The sequence below is a fragment of the Methylobacterium durans genome, assembly GCF_003173715.1.
Classification (GTDB): Bacteria; Pseudomonadota; Alphaproteobacteria; order Rhizobiales; family Beijerinckiaceae; genus Methylobacterium; species Methylobacterium durans.
In genome coordinates this window covers 5,270,527-5,290,206 of the sequence record NZ_CP029550.1, presented here as the reverse complement: position 1 = coordinate 5,290,206, position 19,680 = coordinate 5,270,527, and the positions used below count along the sequence as shown (strand labels likewise).

The 19,680-nt window shown below is 64.5% G+C and carries 17 protein-coding genes and 1 pseudogene; 9 read left to right on the top strand and 9 right to left on the bottom strand.

Going from position 1 to position 19,680, the window contains the following annotated elements; genetic code table 11:
- Positions 1-48 precede the first annotated feature (48 nt).
- Together DK389_RS32820 and DK389_RS24380 are read right to left on the bottom strand one after the other, a co-directional pair.
- Positions 49-213 carry a hypothetical protein gene (locus tag DK389_RS32820; RefSeq protein ID WP_162560822.1) on the bottom strand — a complete coding sequence of 55 codons (165 nt, stop codon included), beginning with the start codon at positions 211-213 and terminating at the stop codon, positions 49-51.
- Positions 214-536: 323 nt separating this feature from the next.
- Entirely contained in the window at positions 537-779 is a 243-nt protein-coding gene (locus tag DK389_RS24380; protein ID WP_109893482.1) for a hypothetical protein, read from the bottom strand.
- A 166-nt stretch (positions 780-945) separates the two neighbouring features.
- On the opposite strand from DK389_RS24380, the gene DK389_RS24375 reads away from it, so the two are divergent.
- Positions 946-1,452 (top strand): hypothetical protein, encoded by a 507-nt coding sequence (locus DK389_RS24375; protein ID WP_109893480.1) that lies wholly within the window; start codon positions 946-948, stop codon positions 1,450-1,452.
- Between the two features lie 87 nt (positions 1,453-1,539).
- Here the strand turns inward: DK389_RS24375 and DK389_RS32815 are convergent, their stop codons facing one another.
- Together DK389_RS32815 and pufC are read right to left on the bottom strand one after the other, a co-directional pair.
- A complete protein-coding gene (locus DK389_RS32815) occupies positions 1,540-1,755 on the bottom strand; it encodes a hypothetical protein (protein WP_162560821.1) in 216 nt (71 codons plus the stop codon).
- Positions 1,756-2,094: 339 nt separating this feature from the next.
- Entirely contained in the window at positions 2,095-3,150 is a 1,056-nt protein-coding gene (gene pufC, locus DK389_RS24370) for a photosynthetic reaction center cytochrome PufC (RefSeq protein WP_109893478.1), read from the bottom strand.
- 419 nt (positions 3,151-3,569) lie between these two features.
- On the opposite strand from pufC, the gene DK389_RS24365 reads away from it, so the two are divergent.
- Positions 3,570-4,001 (top strand): cbb3-type cytochrome c oxidase subunit II, encoded by a 432-nt coding sequence (locus DK389_RS24365; RefSeq protein WP_109893476.1) that lies wholly within the window; start codon positions 3,570-3,572, stop codon positions 3,999-4,001.
- Positions 3,970-5,153, top strand: a protein-coding gene (locus DK389_RS24360; protein WP_418291967.1) for an IS3 family transposase whose coding sequence is annotated in 2 segments (ribosomal slippage) — positions 3,970-4,264 and positions 4,264-5,153 — 1,185 coding nt in all. Because the reading frame shifts where the segments join, the coding sequence is not laid out codon by codon here. The genes DK389_RS24365 and DK389_RS24360 overlap by 32 nt, the downstream gene beginning before the upstream one ends.
- A gap of 83 nt (positions 5,154-5,236) precedes the next feature.
- Here the strand turns inward: DK389_RS24360 and DK389_RS24355 are convergent.
- The 5 genes and pseudogenes from DK389_RS24355 to DK389_RS24335 all read right to left on the bottom strand — a co-directional run bounded on the left by DK389_RS24355 (position 5,237) and on the right by DK389_RS24335 (position 9,746).
- Positions 5,237-6,445 carry an IS256 family transposase gene (locus DK389_RS24355; RefSeq protein WP_109896011.1) on the bottom strand — a complete coding sequence of 403 codons (1,209 nt, stop codon included), beginning with the start codon at positions 6,443-6,445 and terminating at the stop codon, positions 5,237-5,239.
- Positions 6,446-6,568: 123 nt separating this feature from the next.
- Positions 6,569-6,733 (bottom strand): annotated as a pseudogene (locus DK389_RS24350) (DUF2312 domain-containing protein); the annotation flags it as partial.
- A 144-nt stretch (positions 6,734-6,877) separates the two neighbouring features.
- Positions 6,878-7,756 carry an alpha/beta hydrolase family protein gene (locus tag DK389_RS24345; RefSeq protein WP_109893474.1) on the bottom strand — a complete coding sequence of 293 codons (879 nt, stop codon included), beginning with the start codon at positions 7,754-7,756 and terminating at the stop codon, positions 6,878-6,880.
- A gap of 187 nt (positions 7,757-7,943) precedes the next feature.
- Positions 7,944-8,402: an MgtC/SapB family protein gene (locus DK389_RS24340; RefSeq protein WP_109893472.1), complete on the bottom strand. Its 459-nt coding sequence runs from the start codon at positions 8,400-8,402 to the stop codon at positions 7,944-7,946.
- A gap of 42 nt (positions 8,403-8,444) precedes the next feature.
- Positions 8,445-9,746, bottom strand: coding sequence for an OprO/OprP family phosphate-selective porin (locus DK389_RS24335; protein WP_109893470.1), 1,302 nt, complete (start codon positions 9,744-9,746; stop codon positions 8,445-8,447).
- A gap of 670 nt (positions 9,747-10,416) precedes the next feature.
- Here DK389_RS24335 and DK389_RS24330 point away from each other — a divergent pair.
- The 6 genes from DK389_RS24330 (at position 10,417) to DK389_RS24305 (ending at position 19,466) form a co-directional block, all read left to right on the top strand.
- Positions 10,417-11,193: a GntR family transcriptional regulator gene (locus tag DK389_RS24330; RefSeq protein WP_236960334.1), complete on the top strand. Its 777-nt coding sequence runs from the start codon at positions 10,417-10,419 to the stop codon at positions 11,191-11,193.
- A gap of 868 nt (positions 11,194-12,061) precedes the next feature.
- Complete coding sequence (locus DK389_RS24325; protein ID WP_236960333.1) at positions 12,062-13,729, top strand: acetamidase/formamidase family protein; 1,668 nt, start codon at positions 12,062-12,064, stop codon at positions 13,727-13,729.
- A 14-nt stretch (positions 13,730-13,743) separates the two neighbouring features.
- Positions 13,744-14,676, top strand: coding sequence for a metal ABC transporter substrate-binding protein (locus DK389_RS24320; protein WP_109893464.1), 933 nt, complete (start codon positions 13,744-13,746; stop codon positions 14,674-14,676).
- 22 nt (positions 14,677-14,698) lie between these two features.
- On the top strand, positions 14,699-16,018 hold the full coding sequence (locus DK389_RS24315; RefSeq protein ID WP_109893462.1) for a metal ABC transporter permease: 1,320 nt from the start codon (positions 14,699-14,701) through the stop codon (positions 16,016-16,018).
- 257 nt (positions 16,019-16,275) lie between these two features.
- On the top strand, positions 16,276-17,985 hold the full coding sequence (gene ggt, locus DK389_RS24310) for a gamma-glutamyltransferase (protein ID WP_109893460.1): 1,710 nt from the start codon (positions 16,276-16,278) through the stop codon (positions 17,983-17,985).
- Positions 17,986-18,053: 68 nt separating this feature from the next.
- Positions 18,054-19,466: an amidohydrolase family protein gene (locus DK389_RS24305; RefSeq protein ID WP_335645498.1), complete on the top strand. Its 1,413-nt coding sequence runs from the start codon at positions 18,054-18,056 to the stop codon at positions 19,464-19,466.
- Positions 19,467-19,680: the final 214 nt, after the last annotated feature.

The following is a 19,680-nucleotide window of genomic DNA, read 5'->3' as shown; positions in this document are numbered from 1 at the left end:
CCGCCACCGGCCCGGCGCCAGGAGCAGAGCTGCATCACTCGATGCGGGTCAGAGCGCCGCCGTGACGACGCGGAGGGCGTGCTGTAGGCGTCGGAACTGCGCGGCGCGCAGGCCTCTGGCTGCCGACCCGGCGGCGATGCCCACCGCCATGAGAAGCGCGATCGCGAACAGCACCATGGCGGTGTCGTCGAGGTGCAGGCGGGGGATCATCACGGTCGCCCTCCGAGGCTCCCGATGATGAAGAGATGCGCCCATGGTCCGACGATTGCGGTGTCGGTTCACACATGCCCGTGTTCCTGGGCGGCATCAGCTTGACCGCGCGCCGAAGAGCTTCGGAAGGGCACCACAAGCCAAAATCGACCGAGGCCTGCTGGCGAGGCTGCAATTCGAGGCCTGAAGGCACTTTGGCGTACGCGAGCGCGGTCCGAGGATTGCGAGCCGTGATCTGCGAGCCGGCCGCTGGTGATGGACGATACGGGGTCTTTCCCTCCCCTCAGGACTCTCCCGCCATCGGTGGCGACCGGCCTGCACCAGCGTCATCTGTCGCGCGTCGACACCTTGGCTGCCAGCAGATCAGCGCGGCATCCGGCGAGCTCGGAGCGGAGCCGGCGGCTACGGACAGGTGAGGTCGATGGCACGGGGCCGCCGGATTGAACCTGTTCGGCCACGGCCTCGGTCGGGTGATAGGCCCGGCCGACCAGAGAGGCCGCGGCTATGGCAAAGAGTGCCACGACGATCATGCTGCACGCGCGGAGGTACTGCCTCATGGTGATCCGCATGGGTGTGCTCCTGTGTGGTTGAGCACGCACCACATGCCCCGATGGTCCCGACACGTCTGTGAGGAGGGTCACAGTCGCCCGAGCGCGATCGTGTCGCGGACCTCCTGCGGAAGAGGTCTGGAGCAGAAGTCATCGGGGGCCGAGCGATCGGGCGCCGCCGCTGCGCGTGCCACTCCGGTCCGAGCACGTCGGAATTGCCTCGGGCTCTCGGATTTCGGCGCACCGCGCCAGTTCCGAACAGCCATTCTGGATCGACGCCCGCTGTCTCGGGCTCGTCGCGCTCGGTCGCGAAGCTTTGGATCGGCAGCCTCCCGATCGCGGCATCAAGCTCGCCCGCATCGACGGCGCTCCACGCGGGCTCCTGGATTTCGGTGAGGATGCCGCCGTTAGGCGTTCTTTGCCGCGGGCGCACAACGACGTGGCGGAGAGAGGCCACGCGTTGGCCAAGCTGTTGCAGGCCCTGACCGGTCGGGCGGCCTGCGCGCCATCTCCCCCCAACCCGCCCACGAACAGATTGGGCCGGTGCAAGCGCACGGACAATCAGACTGAGAAGACTAGCCTCAAACGCTTCGTCCTGGCGGGCGAGCGGGCATCCGATGGAGAGCGCAACACAATTTGGATCTGTGCGCATGACCTGATCGATCTGCTGATCGACGGCAAACAACACTCGTGAGATCTGGGCAGATCTCTTCGTCTGTTGCGGTCTATCCGCATCATGAGGCTTCCAGGCCGACTGCGCCACCGAAAGATCAGATGCCGCTTATCGCGCAATGTTCTTTGCAGGCGGAATTTCCGCTGAATTGTTTTGAAAACGCTCGATGCGGACCTGCTGCAGTTGGTCAGGGAGGGCATAAAGCAGTGTTCGCGCCTGTATGATCGATTGCCGTGAGCGCTGAATGGCGTCCTCCAACTCGGCTCGGGCCTGCCGGCTCTGGTGAATGAGCACCCATGCGAGGTCGCCGCCTTGATCATTCATGACGCTGTCTCCGCGCAGAAAAAGCAACATAGATTATTTTTTGCGCGGACGAGATGCACAAATGCTAGGTACGATGCTTACAATTTGCTCTGGGATGCGAGGCTCTATCGGGCGCAAAGACCGCGAGCAGGGTCATTCTGGGAACGCGCTCGACCGCCTCATTGGAGGGGCTTGGCCTTAAGCGCCGTCCACTCTTCGAGTAAGAGCAGCGAAGAGCTCACGCCGCGCATCCCACCGGGCCAAGTGATGCGCGGCGTGAGATTCAGCAACCCGCTGCAATCAGCTCTTGCCCGCATGCGCCGATGCATCTGTGCCGTGCAAGGCATGAATCTCACGATTTTATCGCGCGTCCGAATGTTGCGGGGGTTTAGTCTTAAGTTCCGGGAAGTCTTTCACCATATTGACTCCGAGCAATGGTTTGTTGACTCCGTTGTGGCAGGTGGCGCAGTAGACCTTCGGCGCATCGCCAGCCGCCGGACCGAGGCGGTTCGCGGGAAGCTTATCGCGCAGCGGATTCAGGTAATTTCCGTTAAGCTCACGCACCATTCGGATGCCGTGCCAAGCCGTCACTCGCTGAGGTGGACTATCTGACCAACTATAGAATGAGCGCGTATTGTGGCAGAAGTTACAGTTCACACCGAGCGATTTCGAGAAATTCATCATGAGCGCGTAGGTCCATTGAGCCTGCTTGATCGATTGCGGGTTGCCTGTCTGCAATGCGGTCTTCGACGCGACCCGGATCTCGCCCTCCTGCTCCAGGAACGGCGTGAACGGGTCGAAGGGCAGAGCGGAGCCGCCGGCCGCTGTCGAAGGATGATTCTTGCCGGCCGGCATCTGAGCCGAACCGCCGGCCTGCGCAGGGCCGGGATCGCTGAACCAGACATGGGGCGGGACCAGCTTGCCGCGATGGCAGGTGAAGCACGTGACCCCGGTTTCACCGACATGCTTCGTCCAGTCTGAATTGATGTGCTGCACCATCTGCAGCATGCGCCGAGCCACGACCTTGGTGTAGAGCGAGTCGTCCGCGAAGTTCGCTGTGTTGTGGCATGCGGCGCACCCCTGATCGGCCGCGACCCATTTGGTCATCGAGACCATCAGCCGCGTGAACTCGCCGACATTGACGTCGCCCAGGACTTTGACGTTCTCGTAGACGGTGCCGGCCTTCTCGCCCTCGTCTCCCGCGTAGGGCACCGAGCCTGGGATGGTGTTCTCGGCCAGCGCGGCGGCTTTGGCCTTCGGCTCCTGCAGTAGCACCATGCCGGTGCCGCGATAGCCGTGCTGCTCGCTCTGCGTCTTCGGCGGGTTCATCGCCTTGTACACGACGAACCCGAAAACGTTCAGGGCGATTGCGATCGGAACGAGGAGAAGCAGCAGGGCTAGGCGGAAGCCGATCATCGCAGAGCCCCTTCCCGCAGAGCGTGACGACGTGGCCTCAGAACCCCTTCCCGCCCCTGCGGTAGCTTAATCGGGAGCGCACGCGGTGTTTACTGTCGCACCCTTTCTCCCGGTGCGCATAATAAGTTTGCTGATCGTCCCGATAAGAAGTTCTGCATTTGTACAAGTCGATATTTCGTGTTCGGTAGAATGTGAGGAACGCCTTCAGGGATCAAAGTCATGACGACGTCGCCGATGCGCTCGACGATGGGCATGTGCTCGGCGCATCGGGAGTTCTCGTCTCCCGAATCCCTTGCAGGCGACGCCAAGATGGACATCTCGGCCAGGGCAGGGCCTCGGCGGAGATGTCCAGGCGCACCTCGGAATCATCGGGACGATGGCGGCTCCGGCCGGACGCGAACCGGTGCGGAGGTCGTCCGATGAACAGGCTCTTCGCCGCGTCGGCGGCCTGCACCGGCGTTCTCCTCCTCGCGTCGAGTACCCAAGGGGCGTCGCCCCCCGGCGATCCGCCGGCTGCCGACAAGCAGGTGACGGCCGTCGTGCGCAACGATCTCGGCCAGCTCAAATGGGTCGTGACCGAGGCGGCCGACTACACGCCGCTGGAGGCGGAAGGGCGCCGGGTCTACATCAAGGGCGGCTGCAACTACTGTCATTCCCAGTACGTGCGTCCCATCAGCACCGACGCGCGTCCATGGGGGCCGGTCACCGCCGATGTGCGCCGCTGGGGGCCGCTCGCGGAGCCGGGCGAGTCCGCCTATGATCTTCCTCTGAATGAGTGGACACCTCTGCTACGCTCCTACGGGGGCTGGAAGGTGTCTGATGGGGACAACGAAACGAACGTTCACGCCTGAGTTCAAGCGTGAGGCCGTGGCCCTTCTGGAGAGCAGCGGCCGGCCGCAGATGCAGATCGCAGCCGAGCTTGGCATCCAGCCCTCGATGCTGCGGGCCTGGCGCGCGAGCCTACAGGACAGCCCGCCACGTGTGGTCGGCAGTGGGCCTACGCCTGTGGCGGCTTCGCCTCTGACCTCACCGGCCGATCAGGCCGCCGAGATCGCTCGCCTGCGGCGCGAACTCGATCGCACGCGCATGGAGCGCGACATACTAAAAAAAGCCATCGGCATCTTCGCGGAGGTGCCGAAATGACGTTTCGCTTCATCGAGCAGCATGGAAGCATCTGGCCGGTGCGTCTCATGTGCCGCGTGCTCGGGGTCTCGGCCAGTGGGTATTATGCCTGGCGCTCCCGGCCTGAGAGCCGCCGCGCCCAGGAGAACCGTACCTTGCTGGCGGACGTGCGACGCCTGCAGGAACAGCACAAGAGCCGCTACGGCTCACCGCGGATGCATGCCGCTCTGCGCGCGGAGGGACGCGGCGTCAGCCGAGGCCGCATCGAGCGGCTGATGCGCCGACACGGCATCCGGGCTCTGGCAGGCCGCCGCTATCGCCCGTGCACCACCGACAGCAATCATCCCCTGCCGCTCGCTCCCAACCTCCTGCAGCAGACCTTCGTGGCGGCAGCCCCCAACCGCGTCTGGCTAGCCGACATCACCTACCTGGCGACTGGCGAGGGCTGGCTCTACCTCGCGGCCGTGCTGGATCTGGCCACCCGCAAGCTCGTGGGATGGGCCATGCGCGAGCACATGCGCATCGAGTTGACCCTGGCCGCGTTGATGATGGCCACCCAGCGGCAACGGCCAGCTGCCGGGCTCATCTGTCATTCGGATCGCGGGAGCCAATACGCTGCGGCAGCTTACGGCGAGCAACTCGCCGTCGTAGGGGCGGTCGCCTCGATGAGCCGGACAGGATGCTGCTTCGACAATGCCCCGATGGAAAGCTTCTTCCACACACTCAAGGTCGAACTCGTCCATCAGCGCCGATGGGCAACCCGCGACGAGGCACGTCGCGACCTGTTCGCCTACATCGAGGGCTACTACAACCGACAGCGCCTCCACTCCGCCCTCGGCTACCGTACGCCTGAGCAAGCTGAGCAGCGCTGGGCAACGTAACCTCCGTGTCCACTGAAACAGGGATCATCGGTTACGTCCGTCAATGAGGTGGACTTTCGGGGTGGAATTGGAGCCGCCATCGGTCAGGCAGCCTGTGGTGGAAGTGTCGTGACGCTCTCCTCGATCAACGCCGGAGCAAACCCGGCCATGCCCTCGATCTGCATATAGCGGTGCTGAAGCTGCCACTCGTCGTTGGCCTCCAGAAGCACCGCACCGATCAGGCGTTGGATCGAGTCCGTGTTGGGGAAGATGCCGACCACATCGGCGCGCCGCTTGATCTCCTTGTTGAGGCGTTCCAGCGGGTTCGTGCTGTGAAGCTTGGCCCGATGCTGGAGCGGGAAAGTCAGGTAGGCCAGCACGTCCTCGCACGTGGCCTCGATGAAGACCTTCAGCTTCGGCCAGCGGTTGTGCAGTTGCTCGCCCAGGTGCTGAAGGGCGGCCCGGGCGGCGTCCTGATCGGGCTGCTGGAAGGCGTGGCGCAGGCCGGCAGCCACCATGGTCTGCTGGGTCCGCGGCACGTAGGCCAGCGCGTTCCGGGTCCAGTGAACGCGGCAGCGTTGCCAGGTCGCCTTCAGCACCCGGCGGATGGCCGCCTTGAGCCCCTCGTGGGCATCCGAGATGACGAGCTGCACGCCCGAGAGCCCGCGCTTGACCAAGCTCCGCAGGAAGTCGGTCCAGAACACCTCGGCCTCACTGGGGCCGATGTGCAGGCCGACGATCTCGCGCCGGCCTTCGGTGTCCACCGCGACGGCGACTATGGCAGCGACAGAGACGATGCGACCGCCCTCGCGCACCTTCAGGTAGGTGGCATCGAGCCAGAGATAGGGCCACGCACCCGAGAGAGGGCGCGTCAGGAAGGCGTTCACGCGCTCGTCGATCTCCTTGCACAGCTTCGACACGGAGGACTTGGAGATGCCCGACAGACCCATGGCCTGCACCAAGTCGTCCACGCGCCGGGTCGAGACGCCGGCGATCCACGCCTCCTGGATCACGGCGACCAGCGCCTTCTCGACCGTGCGGCGCGGCTCCAGGAAGCCGGGGAAATAGCTGCCGGTCCGCAGCTTGGGGATCTTGAGGTTGAGTGAGCCGAGCCGTGTGTCGAGGCTGCGCTCGCGATAGCCGTTGCGGTAGGTGCTGCGTTCGCCTGTGCGCTCGTAGCGGCCCGCGCCGATCAGGCCCTCCACGTCGGCCTCCATCAGGATCTGCAGGACCGTCTCGGCCAACGAGCGCAGGAAGTTGCCGTCGTCAGCCTTCTGCAGCGCCTCGATCAGTGCCACTCTGTCGTCGGTCATCGGGTGCTCCCGGCTCAGGTTGAAGTCCGCAAACTCCACCTTAGCCGCCGGCCCCGATGGCCACCCCAATCCCCACCGAAACGGTCCCGGAAATTACACCTCGTCCGTGGACGCTACCTCAGGATCCTTGAGGATCTTGACGTCGAGACCTTCGCTTTTGGCCTCCAGGAAGATCTCCTTCTTGGCCTCCATGAGATCCTTGATCTCCTCCTCAACCTTCTCGACGCGCTCAATGATCGAGCGGATGCGGTCACCCGCGACGCCTACGGTGTCAGTCGTGTCGGTCATGGTTGATCCTTTCCCAATCTGGATGGGCAACCTCGCCGAGGAGGGTAAGCAGCCGGTTAAGGCTATGGAGTGGCTCCGCCTTGCTGATCGGGGCGCTACGTTTCGTAGGGGCGAAGCCAATGTGAGCCGCCTTGGCGGTCCGCCTTACCGATCTTCCAGCGTCGCCGTGACGAGGCCAAGGATCCTCTGCCAAGCCGGTGCGGACGGCGTAACCAGGTCGAAGTGCCCGGCGTCCGGGATGTCGACGAGCTTCGGCTCAACCCCCGACCTTCCGCGTAGGGCAAGTGCATAATCATACGCGACCCACGGCGGCACGAGCCGGTCGAGCACGCCACTGACCATGACGACCGACCCGGCCGATGGAGTGAGGGCGGCCGGCGAGACCTCCGCAAGCCTGTCGGTTGGGGCGAGCCGCTCGACGATGCCGGGCCCACACAGCACGGGGACGAACCGGACGAACGTCCCCAGGTCGCCGACGCCGCCCAGGCTGATCACGGCGCGGGGCGTGAACTGTGGCACCGCACGTAGCAGGCTCTCTGGCGGGAGCGAGCCGCGCGAGGCTGCCCACAGAGCCAGATGGCCGCCGGCGGAGTGGCCGACGAGCACGACGCGCGAGAGATCGAGTCGGTGGGCTGACGCTTCCGAGGCCAGCCGGTCCAGCGCCGCGACGACATCCTGATAGGTGCCCGGATAGCCGCCCCCAGCCTCGTTCGCGCGCCGGTAGCCGATGCTCCACACGGCGATGCCGCGCCGTGTCAGCTCCGGTCCGAGATGGCGCATCTGCTCGCGTCCAGCGGTGCTCGCACTCCAACAGCCGCCATGGATGAGGACCGCGACCGGGTGCGGACCGGGGCCGGAGGGCAGGAACACGTCAACGCCTTGAGAGACTGCCTCGCCGTAGGGGACCTGCAGGGTGGGCTCAGGCCGCGGCAGGTCGCGGAAGGCCGACAGCGCCACCGGATCGGCAAGGGCAGGGCCAGCTGCCAGAGCTGCTATGAGCGCGAGGGATGCGCGCCGCTTCATGTCGACCTCCTTGCTACCGCGCTTGGCCGCAGTGACAGGGTGCGTTCGGGCTTCAACATAGCAGGAGCGCTTGCGATGATCTCTCGACGCCGGAGCACAGAAGCCTTAGCGAGTAGGTTTCACGCCGTGCGCGATCGCCATCAGAATGACTTCCCGCCGAGGTACTTCACGAGCATGCAGCCAAGCTTCAGTCTCGCTTCGATAAGCCGTACCGCTCAAGAACCTTGAGCAGGATCAGAACTGCAAAGGCAAAGCCCATCGCCACTGCGAGCAGCTTGAACTGTGCCGCCCCTGCCACGATGCCAGCCGACGCTGCGAGCCAGATGCTGGCTGCCGTGGTCAGGTTCTTCACGTCGCGCTGAGCCACGAAGATGGTGCCGGCCGCGATGAAGCCGATGGCCTGCGCCAAACCCTGAATGACACGAAGCGGATCTGCATCACCGCCGTGCGCCCGCACGTCCGCATACATGCTCAAGGCCGATGCCGTGATCAGGGCCGAGCTGAGGCTAACGAGCGAGTGGGTCTTGAGACCTGCGTCCTTGCCGCGCAACTCGCGCTCAAATCCCAGCAGGAGACCACACAGCGTCGCCGCGCCCAGCCGCAGCAGGATCTCAGACAAGGGCAACGCTGTCGCGTCGGGAAGCATCTCAAGCCTCGATCCGCTTCATCGTGTCCATGGGGCGTGGGACTACCAGTAGAGTTGCAGCCGGAACTCGGCGATGTCAGCGTCGATGTCCCGGCCACTCACCGCGGGAGAGCGCTCCGCCTTCGCGTGAATGTAGTTGGCCATCAGGCGGATGTTCTTGTCAGGATACCAGTTCACGCCCGCCGTCCAGTTGCGTTCGACACCACCGGCGATCGCGGCGTCCTTGAGATCGAGGAAGCTGAAGCGGGCTGCAAGTTCGAACACGCCGATGCCGCCGCGGCTCACCCGCTGATCCTCACCGACCTGGACACCTTTGAAGATCGCGAGATCGGCGCCGTAATCGGTCTTGAGCTGGTAACGGCGGCCCTTGCCGTTGATGACCCACGCGCCCTCAACGTAGCCCCCCTCGAAGCTGGCGCCCGGCAGCAGACCGTCGCGCCCGACCTCCGCTCGGATGTACTCGCCCTGCAGGCGGAAGGGGCCGTTCTGATAGGCTGCCTCAAGGCCGAGGCGGGTCAGATCGGCTGCGTTCCGGATGGCGCGGGTGTTGATCAGGCTGGTTTGGAAGACGAACGCCTCTGGCTTTGACGAGAAGGAAGGGCTGCGATCGTTCTGGTCATAGGAGCGGAAGCTGCCGGCAAGACCCAGATGGAGCACCTCGGTCTCACTCAGGATCGGAGCGTAGGTGGCGCGCACCGTCCCGGCGATGCCGCCGAGCTCGACGCCGGTGTTGATGTTGCCGCCGAACACGCCCCCCGTCAGCGTCCAGCGCTCGCCATACCCCGCGACAGCAAAGCCCGCGTTGCGGGCCGGCACGAGGGCGTCGGGCAGCGCGCGCTCGACGAAGGTCGTGTTGTTGTCGCTGATCAGCTGCTGCAGGCTGAACGGCTCCTTGAAGTTGCCGAGCGAGATGACCAGCCCGTCGATGCCGCGATAGCCGATAGCCGCGTCTTGGATCGGCGTCCGGTCGGTGTTCACGTCGTACTGGAAGGCGAGTTCGACCGCGTCGTTGATCGTCAGGTAGGTCTCGATCCAGGCACGCCGGACCTCGATGTTGGAGCCGAATCCGTCGGCGATCCGCGGGCTGGTGCCGCCGAAGGCGGGATCGAGGTGCAGGCGGCCTCCGATCCGGAACTTCACCGCATCGTCGGCCGACTCAACCGTGATGCCCCGCTCGTTGAGGCTGACGCCCGGGATGCCAAGGTCCGTCTGGACGAAGCGAGGCAGGGAAGGCACGGCTCCGGCATCGGCGGCAAGGCTTGGAGCGGCAAGGCTCACAACCGCAACAGCATAGCTAGTAGCGGCGGCTAAGCACCGGGAATGCCTGAGAAAACGGTGCTTCATCGTGGATTTTTGCCGTGGGAACTCGCGGCAACGACCATCTCCGTCCGCACCTCCGGAGTCACTGTCCCTGGCTGTACGCGACGGCTGTTCCTCAGCCGCTGCGGTTTATAGGTGACACGCCCGCTGAAGGTTGGTGGCGTTCGCAACACCCAGTCGACGCATGGCCGCTTTCGAGAAACCTTCCGAGTCAACTGAACGGCCTCAGAGTGCCCCCTTCCGGACCTTCCATCTTGCCGCTTCGGTGGTCTGCTTTAGAGGAAGAAACAGACCTCGTAGTAGCGGCAGGGTCAGCGCTGTCGCTCGCCTTAGCGACGCAGGTCCGGATGATCGCGGCCCACTGCGGCGGGCACGAACGGGCCAGCTTGGACATGCCCGAGTGTTTGGCAGCCTGAGGCGCGGCATGTGCCGAGGTCAGCGTCGACAGTTGCGCCGTGCCGGGAGCCCGGGGCAGCGTCACCGTCGCCAGCGCCCACATAGCCTGCGTCACCGCTGCGACAGCAGTCATCTGCTCCGCTTCGACCTTGTTAAAGGCCGCCGGAGCCGCGGTGTGCAAAACGGCCTATTGCTTCAGCGGAATAGGGACGGCCACCAGAACTGGATCAACGCCTCGGGGTAGAGGAGAATGGCGCAGTCGGCCTACCCGCAAGTCGGGCGGCATGGAGCGCCATACGTGACGGGCTTTGAGGGTGCAGCATTCCGTCACGAGCTGGGAGCAAACGAGGTGGAGCAGCGCGTGCCAGACGGAGAGCAACGAATCGGTGCCTCCTACAGTGGCGATCAATCCAAAGCGACATCCGCGCCTCCGCCTGAGACGCAGTCTCAGTTGGCGTACCGGATTATCGAAGAGATGATTGTCACGTTGCAGATCCCGCCCGGCAGCATCATTTCCGAAAAGTCCTTGAACCGGCAGCTGAGCATCGGGAGGACACCAATCCGCGAGGCGCTGCAAAGGCTCGCGCTTGAGGGGACCGTCAGAGTTGTTCCGCGGGCGGGTGTGATCGTTTCGGACATAGACTTGATCGATCAGCTCAAGATGATCGAAGTGCGTCGAGAGATCGAGAAGATCCTCGCTGGGCGTGCTGCCCGCCTTGCCGGCCCGCAGACATGCGACGAGTTCCGCCGCCTTGCTTCCGACTTCGAAGAGGCTGCCGCTAAAGACGATGGGAAGCTTTTCATCGCGGCCGATCGGGAGTTCAACGGGCTGATCGTGGCGGCGGCGCAGAACAACTACGCAGCACACGCAATCGGTCCGATCGAGGCTCAGACGCGGCGCTTCTGGTATCTGCACTTTCAACGGTTCGGTGATCTGCAGCGGGTCTGCGAGCTTCATGCGAAGATCGCTCTGGCAGTTGCGCAGAACGACGAGCCCGCAGCCCGGCGGGCCTCCGACGCGCTCCTCGACTATGTCGAGTGGTACACGAGGCGCACGCTCGAGAGTCTGCGCTAAGATTCAAAATGCGGCTTGCGAGGGCGGAAGAATCGTGTAGTTCTATTCTGACATGTCAGCGACACGTTAGAGGTCGGCATGCAGTCTCAGGGAATGGGCATCAAACCCGTTCATGGGAGGAACGTGATGGACGCTAAATTGCCGGGCTCGATGCCTGTGTCGCCAAGAGGCAGGCGCCTTGGTCTTGGCTTGACCGCCATGATGGCAACCTCCAGTCGTCATCACTACTGGGTTTAATTCGCGCGGCTATCTGCCAATAAGATCAGCGCCACCCTAGCCGAGTTCAGGGCACCTTCTTGCTTCTGAGCTTGAAAGAGCGCGGCTTTGATCGGCCAAGCGACAGAAGCGTAGTGGCATCCCGAAACCTCTCCAGGTCGTTCGCCGCGATCTGCGGAGTGTTCAACCAGCATGCGGTGATCACACCGAAACCACATAGTGCTTAGCTCGCACCGGCTCCGGCAGGTGCTTGCCTCCTCAAGGATCTGCTTTCCCGCAGGTCGAAGCCACGCTTCACCAGCATCACCGAGGTGCCTTGTACCTGGGGCAGCTTAGGTGCCGGCGAACAGCATGGAGGAGCTGGACTGCCACGTAGTTGCAGCTTCCGACGACAACCAACGTGGCGCTCACATGGAGCGGCAATGCGCCTCCGGACCATGCGGTTTGGGGGCGGGAGCAACAATCTTGCCCGCGAGCCGAGAGAGCCAATAGTCCTAAAGATTTAACGACGATGTTCAGGCTACGAAGCGCGGCCATTTCAGAATTGTTGACGAATCCGCGCGGTAGATTACGCTAAGGCGGCGAGAAATAATCGGCGACGCTCCTCGTGAAAGCTTGTTTTGTCCAAATCCAAGGAAATGGGAGGCTCCGAATGTCAAAATCGAAATCGCTCGCCGCCATAGCGGGCGTAGGCATCAGTCTCGCCTTCGCGGGCAGCGCGGCAGCGCAGGGCACCCCTTCTGGCCAGTCCACGCCACAAACACGGCAGGACGCTCGCGAGACGAAGGAGCTTGAGCGTGGCGGTTCAGGAGCGGGGCAGGATGCCTCCGAGGGGCAGAGCCTGAAGATCCCGCAGCCGACTGCGCCCAGGCAGCCCTCTCCAACCACAGCACCACCCGCACCCGCGGAAGGCGCAGCGCCGGCTGGCCAAACTACGCCGCAGACCCGGCAGGATGCGCGCGAGACGAAGGATCAGGAACGCTCTCCCGGTGCGTCGAAGGATGCAACGGAGGGACAGACGTTGCGTCCGCCGCAACCAACCGCGCCGCCGCAGGCCGATCCTAAGAATTCCAAGACCTTTCTGCCTTTTGTCTACGGGCCTCTGGAACAGTCCGGCATGAAGGCGGCCGGCAGGGAGGGCAGCCCGACGACGTACCTGCTCTCCGCTACGCCAGCCACGACCCAGTGGGGCTGGTTCGACAACGCCGAGCAGCCGGTGCTGCGCATCCGTTCCGGCGACACGGTCGTCATGGAAACCATGATGCACTCGCACAACCAGCTCGTACCCGGCATCACGATTGAGCAGGTGAAGAAGACCCGCACTGACTATCCCGGTCGCGGGCCGCACTCGTTGACTGGGCCGATCTACGTCGAAGGGGCAGAACCGGGCGACGTACTCCGAGTTCGCATCAACAAGATCGTGCCACGCGCCTATGGCATGAACTTCAACATACCTGGTCTGTTCGGCCAGTTCCCGAAGGAGTTCCCAGAAGGGCAGATCAAGTTCTTCTATCTCGATCTCGAAAAGATGCAGACCGAGTTCGCCCCGGGAATCACCATTCCACTGAAACCCTTCCCCGGCACAGTCGCGGTCGCCCGGGCCGAGCCGGGCCGCTACTCCTCCGTGCCGCCAGGACGGTTCGCCGGCAATCTCGACATCCGAGAACTCAGTGAAGGGGCGAGCCTCTACGTACCCGTCTTCGTCAAAGGTGCGCTTCTCTGGTCAGGGGATTCTCATGCCGTCCAGGGCAACGGCGAAGTCAACCTGACTGCGCTCGAGACCGCCTACAAGGAGCTGAACCTCACGATCGAAGTGCTCAAAGGACAGCGGCTCGAGTGGCCGCGCATCGAGACCCAGACAGACTGGATCACGGTCGGCTACGATGAAGATCTGGACAAGGCGCTCGACCTCCTCAAGGCTGAGACCACCAAGTTCCTGATCGAGCAGCGTAATGTGCCCTCCGAGCGGGCAGAGCAGGCCATGCTCGACGGCTGGAACTGCCCGATCTCGGAGGTCGTCAACATCGTCAAAGGCACCTACTGCATGATCCCGAAGGCCGCGGATGCGCCACGGCCGGTCCCGTTGCCGACGCAGGACACGGACGAGGCCTTCGTCACCGTCGCTCGGGACGCACGCCTCGGCAAGGCAATGGACGGCGCCTCAATGGCGATGATCAACACCATCGTCGAGAAGAAGGGGCTCTCGCGGCTCGATGCCTACGGGCTTCTCAGCATGACGATGGATTGCCGGATCGCGCCTCATCGCGAGGGCGATAAGGCTGTCCACTGCATGGTGCCCAAGAACCTCTGGACGAAGTAGGCCAGGAGGACGGGATGAGATGGACGCGATGGAGCGCGGCGGCACTTGCCGCGCTCGGCTTCGTTCTGGCCGGGCCGTTCGCTGCTGCACGAGCGGAGGTCGCACCGCTCGTGGTCGTCACCACGCCAGACCTCAAGAGCATCGCGGAGGCGGTGTCGGGCGGGGCGGTACGGGTCGAAACCCTCGTGCAGCCCGGCGCCGATGCGGAGACCTTCGCACCGCGACCTGGCCATGTGGGGATGATCCGCGATGCGGCACTCATCGTTCGGGTTGGGCTTGGGTTCGACGAGTGGCTGGACAAGCTCATCCGGCAGGCTGGCGACACAGGTCAGGTGAGGAATGAACAGATCCTCGATCTTTCGACCGACATCGCTCTGCTGGAAGTCCAGGGTCGCAGCGTCGAGGCTCGCTCCGGCCACGCCCACGGTGCGGCCAACCCGCACTACTGGCTCGATCCGGCAAATGCGGAGGCGATGTCGGCCCGCATTGCCGAGGCGCTCGTGCGCATCGCGCCGGCGGGGCAGGACGCCATCGCCAGCGCGCAGAAGCGCTTTGCCGTGGACCTGAAGCAACGGCTGACCCGCTGGACGGCAAAGCTCGAGCCATTTCGAGGCGAGGCTGTCGTCGCCTACCACAACGGCTGGCCGTACTTCGCGCGCCGCTTTCGGCTCAACATCGTGGATCTGATCGAGCCGAAGGAGGGTATCGCTCCAAGTCCGGCGCGCCTTTCTGGCCTAGCCAGCCGCATGCGGGCGAGCGGTGTGCGTGCCATCCTGCATGAGCCCTTCGAGCCAGTGGAAGCCTCGCGCTACCTCGCGGAGCGCACCGGTGCACGTGTCGTCGTACTCGCTCCCTCGGTCGGCGCCGTTCGGGAGGCCACGGACTACCTGTCGCTGTTCGACTACAATGTCGATCGCCTGGCAGAAGTCCTGGCCCAGCCCCGTTGATCCGCAGGAAGCCGAAGCATCCATGTCGGACCTCGTCGCGCTTCTTCTCACACCGTTCCTGGCCGCGTGTCTGTTCGTAGGCATCCACACCTGGCTCGGACTCCAGGTGCTGCGCCGAAAGGTGGTGTTCGCGGACCTCGCATTGGCGCAGTTGTCCGCGCTCGGCGGTACGATCGCGGTTGCAGTCGGGCATGCACCGGGCGGTGCCGCCGGCTTCGGCTACGCCTTCGCCCTGACGCTCCTCGGGGCGGCACTCCTGACGATCACCCGGCGCGTCTCCGCGCAGGTGGGGCAGGAGGCGGTGATCGGTATCCTCTACGTCGTCGCCACCGCCGCGGCGATCCTGGTGGTTGACCGGTCGCCCCAAGGTGCCGAGCACGTCAAGCGTATGTTGGTCGGCGACATCCTGACGGTGAACGCCACCGATCTCCTCAAGCTCGCGCTCATCTACGCAGCGGTCGGCGCAGTGCATGCGCTGTGCCGCCGGCACTTCCTTGCGACAGAAGAGGACGGATTGCCGCGACACCAGAGGTTCACCGCGCTGTGGGATTTCCTATTCTACGCCACCTTCGGACTGGTGGTGACGAGCTCGGTCGCAGTCGCTGGTGTGCTGCTCGTCTTCTCGTTCCTGATCATTCCGGCTGTGATTGGCTCTCTGTTCTCCGCGCGGATCAGCGTGGCGCTCGGCGTCGGCTGGGGCACTGGGATCGCAGCCAGCGTTCTGGGCTTTGCCGCCTCCGTCGCACTGGACGCGCCGACCGGAGCGACCATGGTCGTCGCCTTCGCTTCGGTTCTGCTGGTCGCCGCTGGCGCTCGAGCTTTATTCTTCGCTGCCCCTGAGACCCGGCGTCTGAATGGCCGACGTGCCGCCGTGTCAGTTGCGGCGGCGCTCTTGGCCGCCGTGGGAGCTCAGGGCGTGTGGCTGATGACCCAACCTATGGCCGACCAGCCTCTGCTCGCGCTTGTTGAGAGCGGGCTCGGGATCGGGCCCGAACGCTTCCTGTCCGAGGCGGAACGGCAGGTCGTCCGCGAGGCTGCCGAGACGGAGCGGGGCCATCGTGCCGAAGTCGAGCGTCTGGCTGGGATGGAGCGCAATGCGCGTTGGCGCGGCGATGTTCTGCGCGAGGAAGAACTGCGGCGTATCTCCTCATTCCAGCAGACGTTCAACGAGATGGGTCGGGGCGAACGCTTCGTGCAGGACCATCTGCGTGGCTTGGCCCGGTCGCGGGAACGATGGACCGTGGGCATCCCCATGACCGCTTTGTCCGTCCTGGGACTTCGTCTGCTTTTCCGCACCCGGAGGACGGGCGTCCGAGCAGTGCGACCGGGATGGAACCGATGACCGCACGGCGTGGCGGCATGATCCGGCGCCGCCGGCCGTCCGCCGGGCGGCAGGACGCTGGTCGTTCTGCTTCCCGAAGCGGGCGTCCCCGGCGGACCCGCAGTCGACCTGCGCGATGGTCGCATCACTTGATAGGGTGGCCGTTTCGTCATGCTTTGAGACTTGATCAAGGCGCCGAACCGTCCGATGCTTCGTTTTTGCTGCTGCGCCGCAATATAAACGCCTAGAACAATTGCAGGACGCGAGGGAGTCCAGTCATGAGCAGTGCGGAAGACTGGAGTCACTTGAGGTTGACGGCTTCGAGACGAACCCTCCTCTTCTCGTCCGCGGCCGCTCTGGGGGCGGCAGCATTGGCCACGGGGTCTCGTGCGGAGACGGCCGCCGCACGCAACGGGCTGGCACGTTCCAGCCAGGGCATGGTGACGAGCCCGCACGAATTGGCGAGCCAGGCCGGGCAGGAAGTGCTCCAGGCGGGTGGCAATGCCATCGAGGCGGCCATCGCCATCAACGCCACCCTCTGCGTCACCTACCCCCATTTCTGCGGCCTGGGTGGTGACGCATTCATGATCATCAGCGACCGCGAGGGCAACGGCTTCACGCTGTCCGGCATCGGACAGGCCGCCGCGAAGCCGCCGAACTACGGCGGGCCGATTCCGGTGCGCGGCCCTGGCTCAGCCCTGACGGCGGCCGCGGCCGTCGACACCTGGGATCAAGCCTTCGAATTCAGCCGCCGGTCGTGGGGTGGCCGGCAACCTTGGAAGGGATTGTTCAAGCGCGCGATCCAGTACGCATCCGAGGGCTTTCCAACGACGCCCTCGCAGCGCTTCTGGTCGAACTTCCGGGCCAACGAGATCGGGAACTGGCCGGATGTCGTTCGCGTGTTCACCGTCGATGGCCGCATCCCGGACGTGGGAGAGACCTTTCGGCAGCCCGATCTCGCCCGCACGCTGACCGTTCTCGCCGAGAACGGCGGCCGCTATTTCTACGCGGGTGACCTCGCCCTGCGGATTGCCCGTGGCCTGCAACAGGCCGGCTCGCCCCTCACCGCGAACGATCTCGCCCGCTGCCGGGCGCGAAACGAGACCCCGCTCCGCGTCTCCTATCGTGGAGGCGAACTCGTGAGCCTGCGTCCGCCTACGCAGGGCATCGCGACGCTCGAGATCATGGGAACGCTCGATCGGCTCGATCTGGCGGCCATTCCCGAGGGTAGCGCCGACTACTATCACGTGCTCGTCGAAGCGGTGAAGACGGCCTTCATCGACCGGAACCGGTACGTCGCCGACCCCGATTTCGTGGATGTTCCCGTCAACCGCCTGCTGTCGAAGGTCAACCTCGACGCACACGCCAAAAGCATCGACATGCGCAGGGCTGCGCCGTGGCCGTATGTCTTCAAGCCCGGCGATACGGTCTTCATCGGAGCCGTCGACAGAGACGGCAACTGTGTCAGCATGCTCCAGACCGTCTACTTCGACTGGGGCAGTGGCGTCGTCGCGGGTGATACGGGGATCCTCTGGCACAATCGCGGCGCGTCCTTCAGCATGGATCCCCAGCACATCAACGTGCTGCAGCCCGGTAAGCGACCGTTCCACACGCTCAATCCGGGGATGTATTTCAGGGGGGGTCGGCCCAGGCTGCTGTACGGCACGCAGGGGGCAGACGGGCAGCCGCAAACCCTCGCGGCCGTGCTGACGCGGCTGATCGACTATCAGATGGATCCGCTCAACGCCCTCACACGCCCGAGATTCCTTCTGGGGAAGACCTTCTCGGACAGTCGCGACAGCCTGAAGCTGGAACTCGACGCGGGCCAGGACGTGTTCGCGGACCTCGCGGCACGCGGGCATGAGATCAGCCCCATCCCCGCGCAGAGCCCCCTGGCCGGCCATCCGGGTGCGATCCGCATCGAGGCCGATGGCAGCTTGGTCGGCGCCCACGACCCGCGCAGCGACGGCTTGGCCCTCGGCATCTGAGGCCGGCAGCGCGAGACAACCCCATAGTTCGAACAGGTCACACGCTGCATCAGCAAGGGAGAGTTACGATGCTCAGGGTACGCTGCACGTGTGGATGCACGAGTCCGAGCCGGCGCTCCTTTCTTCAGGGCGTAACATCATTCGGGATGGCTGCCGCCAGCGGGCTCGGTGCTCTCAGCGTCATGTCAGCGCCCTCCTCAGCAAGGGCGCAAGCTGGCGAGGGTCCGCCCGGCGAGATCGAGCTTCTGGTTCGGCAGGTCCGCATCGCCGATGGCAAGCCGCCAGTGGATCTCGCCATTAGCAAAGGGCGCTTCGTGGCCGTGCAGCCCAACCTCGCTGCCGATGCGCCGCGCGTAATCGATGCCCAAGGCCGAGCCGCGATCCCCGGCTTGCTCGAACCCCACATCCATCTGGAGAAGGCACTGCTCGAACAGCGGATGCCGAACCAATCCGGCACCTTGGCGGAGGCGATCCGGATCACGGGTCAGCTCAAGGCACAGCAGGTGCGCGAGGACGTTCTGGATCGCTCCCGACAAGTCCTCGACATGGCGATACGCAACGGCGTCGTCGCTCTTCGCGCTCAGCCCGACGTCGATCCCATCCAGGGGCTGATCGGCGTCGAGACCGGGCTGGCTTTGGCTGACGAGTATAGGAACGCGCTCGATCTGCAGATCGTCGCCTTCCCCCAGGAGGGCATCCTCAAGGCGCCAGGAACTCTGGCGATGATGGAAGAGGCGCTCAACATGGGCGCGAGCGTCGTCGGAGGCTGTCCGTACAACGAGCGCACCTGGGAGGACACGCGGAGCCACATCGACGAGTGCTTCAAGCTGGCTCAGAAGTACGACCGCCCCGTCGATTTGCACGCCGACTTCGCCGACGACACCTCGGATCGCCGCTTCGCGGCGGCTTCCTACATCGCGCAGAAGACCATCGACACCGGATATCAGGGCAAGGTCACGCTGGGGCACATGACCAGCCTCGCCTCTCTGATGCCCGATCAAGCGCAGCCCGTCCTCGAACTGCTCCAGCGCGCCGATATCAACATTGTTACGATTCCCGCGACGGACACCTATCTCGGCGGCCGGAAGGATCAGGCCAATCCGAGGCGCGGACTGACACCCGTGGCCGCGCTGAGGAAGGCGGGCGTGAACGTGACCTACGCCTCGAACAACATCCGCAACGCGTTCACGCCGTTCGGCAAGGTCGACCCACTGCAGATCGGCAACATGCTCGCTCATATCGCTCAACTCGGGTCGCCGGACGACCAAGCCTATGTTCTGCGCATGGCGACCACGAACGCGGCCCGAGCAATGGGCATCAGCGACCGCTACGGGATCGAGGTCGGCAAACAGGCCGACCTGGTAATCCTCGACACGCCGAACGTCGCGAACGCGCTCCTCGACCTTCCGCCGCGATCCTGGGTGATCAAAAAGGGACGGGTCGTCCTCGAGACGAAGCACGAGGAAAAAATCTCCAAATAGGCGTGCGTCGGGCTGCGGTAGAACACAAAAGGCGCATCCCTTCTCTGGGCTGTGTCGATCAGCGTGCAGGCTTTCTGCCTTTAGGACCGGGAAGCTATTTCTGCCTAGAGGAGGTGCAAAGCACCACCTGACGGCCCAAGGTCGGCTCCTGCCGCGGCTCAGCCCCGTTAGCTGAGCTGCTGCAACGTCCGCTTCGGGGGGGGCGGCCGGGGTC

Bases quoted from the DNA above. Each gene is read 5' to 3' on its own strand.
- DK389_RS24380 (WP_109893482.1), bottom strand. From the start codon at position 779: ATGCGGATCACCATGAGGCAGTACCTCCGCGCGTGCAGCATGATCGTC.
- DK389_RS32815 (WP_162560821.1), bottom strand. From the start codon at position 1,755: ATGAATGATCAAGGCGGCGACCTCGCATGGGTGCTCATTCACCAGAGC.
- pufC (WP_109893478.1), bottom strand. From the start codon at position 3,150: ATGATCGGCTTCCGCCTAGCCCTGCTGCTTCTCCTCGTTCCGATCGCA.
- DK389_RS24365 (WP_109893476.1), top strand. From the start codon at position 3,570: ATGAACAGGCTCTTCGCCGCGTCGGCGGCCTGCACCGGCGTTCTCCTC.
- DK389_RS24355 (WP_109896011.1), bottom strand. From the start codon at position 6,445: ATGACCGACGACAGAGTGGCACTGATCGAGGCGCTGCAGAAGGCTGAC.
- DK389_RS24345 (WP_109893474.1), bottom strand. From the start codon at position 7,756: ATGAAGCGGCGCGCATCCCTCGCGCTCATAGCAGCTCTGGCAGCTGGC.
- DK389_RS24340 (WP_109893472.1), bottom strand. From the start codon at position 8,402: ATGCTTCCCGACGCGACAGCGTTGCCCTTGTCTGAGATCCTGCTGCGG.
- DK389_RS24335 (WP_109893470.1), bottom strand. From the start codon at position 9,746: ATGAAGCACCGTTTTCTCAGGCATTCCCGGTGCTTAGCCGCCGCTACT.
- DK389_RS24325 (WP_236960333.1), top strand. From the start codon at position 12,062: ATGTCAAAATCGAAATCGCTCGCCGCCATAGCGGGCGTAGGCATCAGT.
- DK389_RS24320 (WP_109893464.1), top strand. From the start codon at position 13,744: ATGAGATGGACGCGATGGAGCGCGGCGGCACTTGCCGCGCTCGGCTTC.
- DK389_RS24315 (WP_109893462.1), top strand. From the start codon at position 14,699: ATGTCGGACCTCGTCGCGCTTCTTCTCACACCGTTCCTGGCCGCGTGT.
- ggt (WP_109893460.1), top strand. From the start codon at position 16,276: ATGAGCAGTGCGGAAGACTGGAGTCACTTGAGGTTGACGGCTTCGAGA.
- DK389_RS24305 (WP_335645498.1), top strand. From the start codon at position 18,054: ATGCTCAGGGTACGCTGCACGTGTGGATGCACGAGTCCGAGCCGGCGC.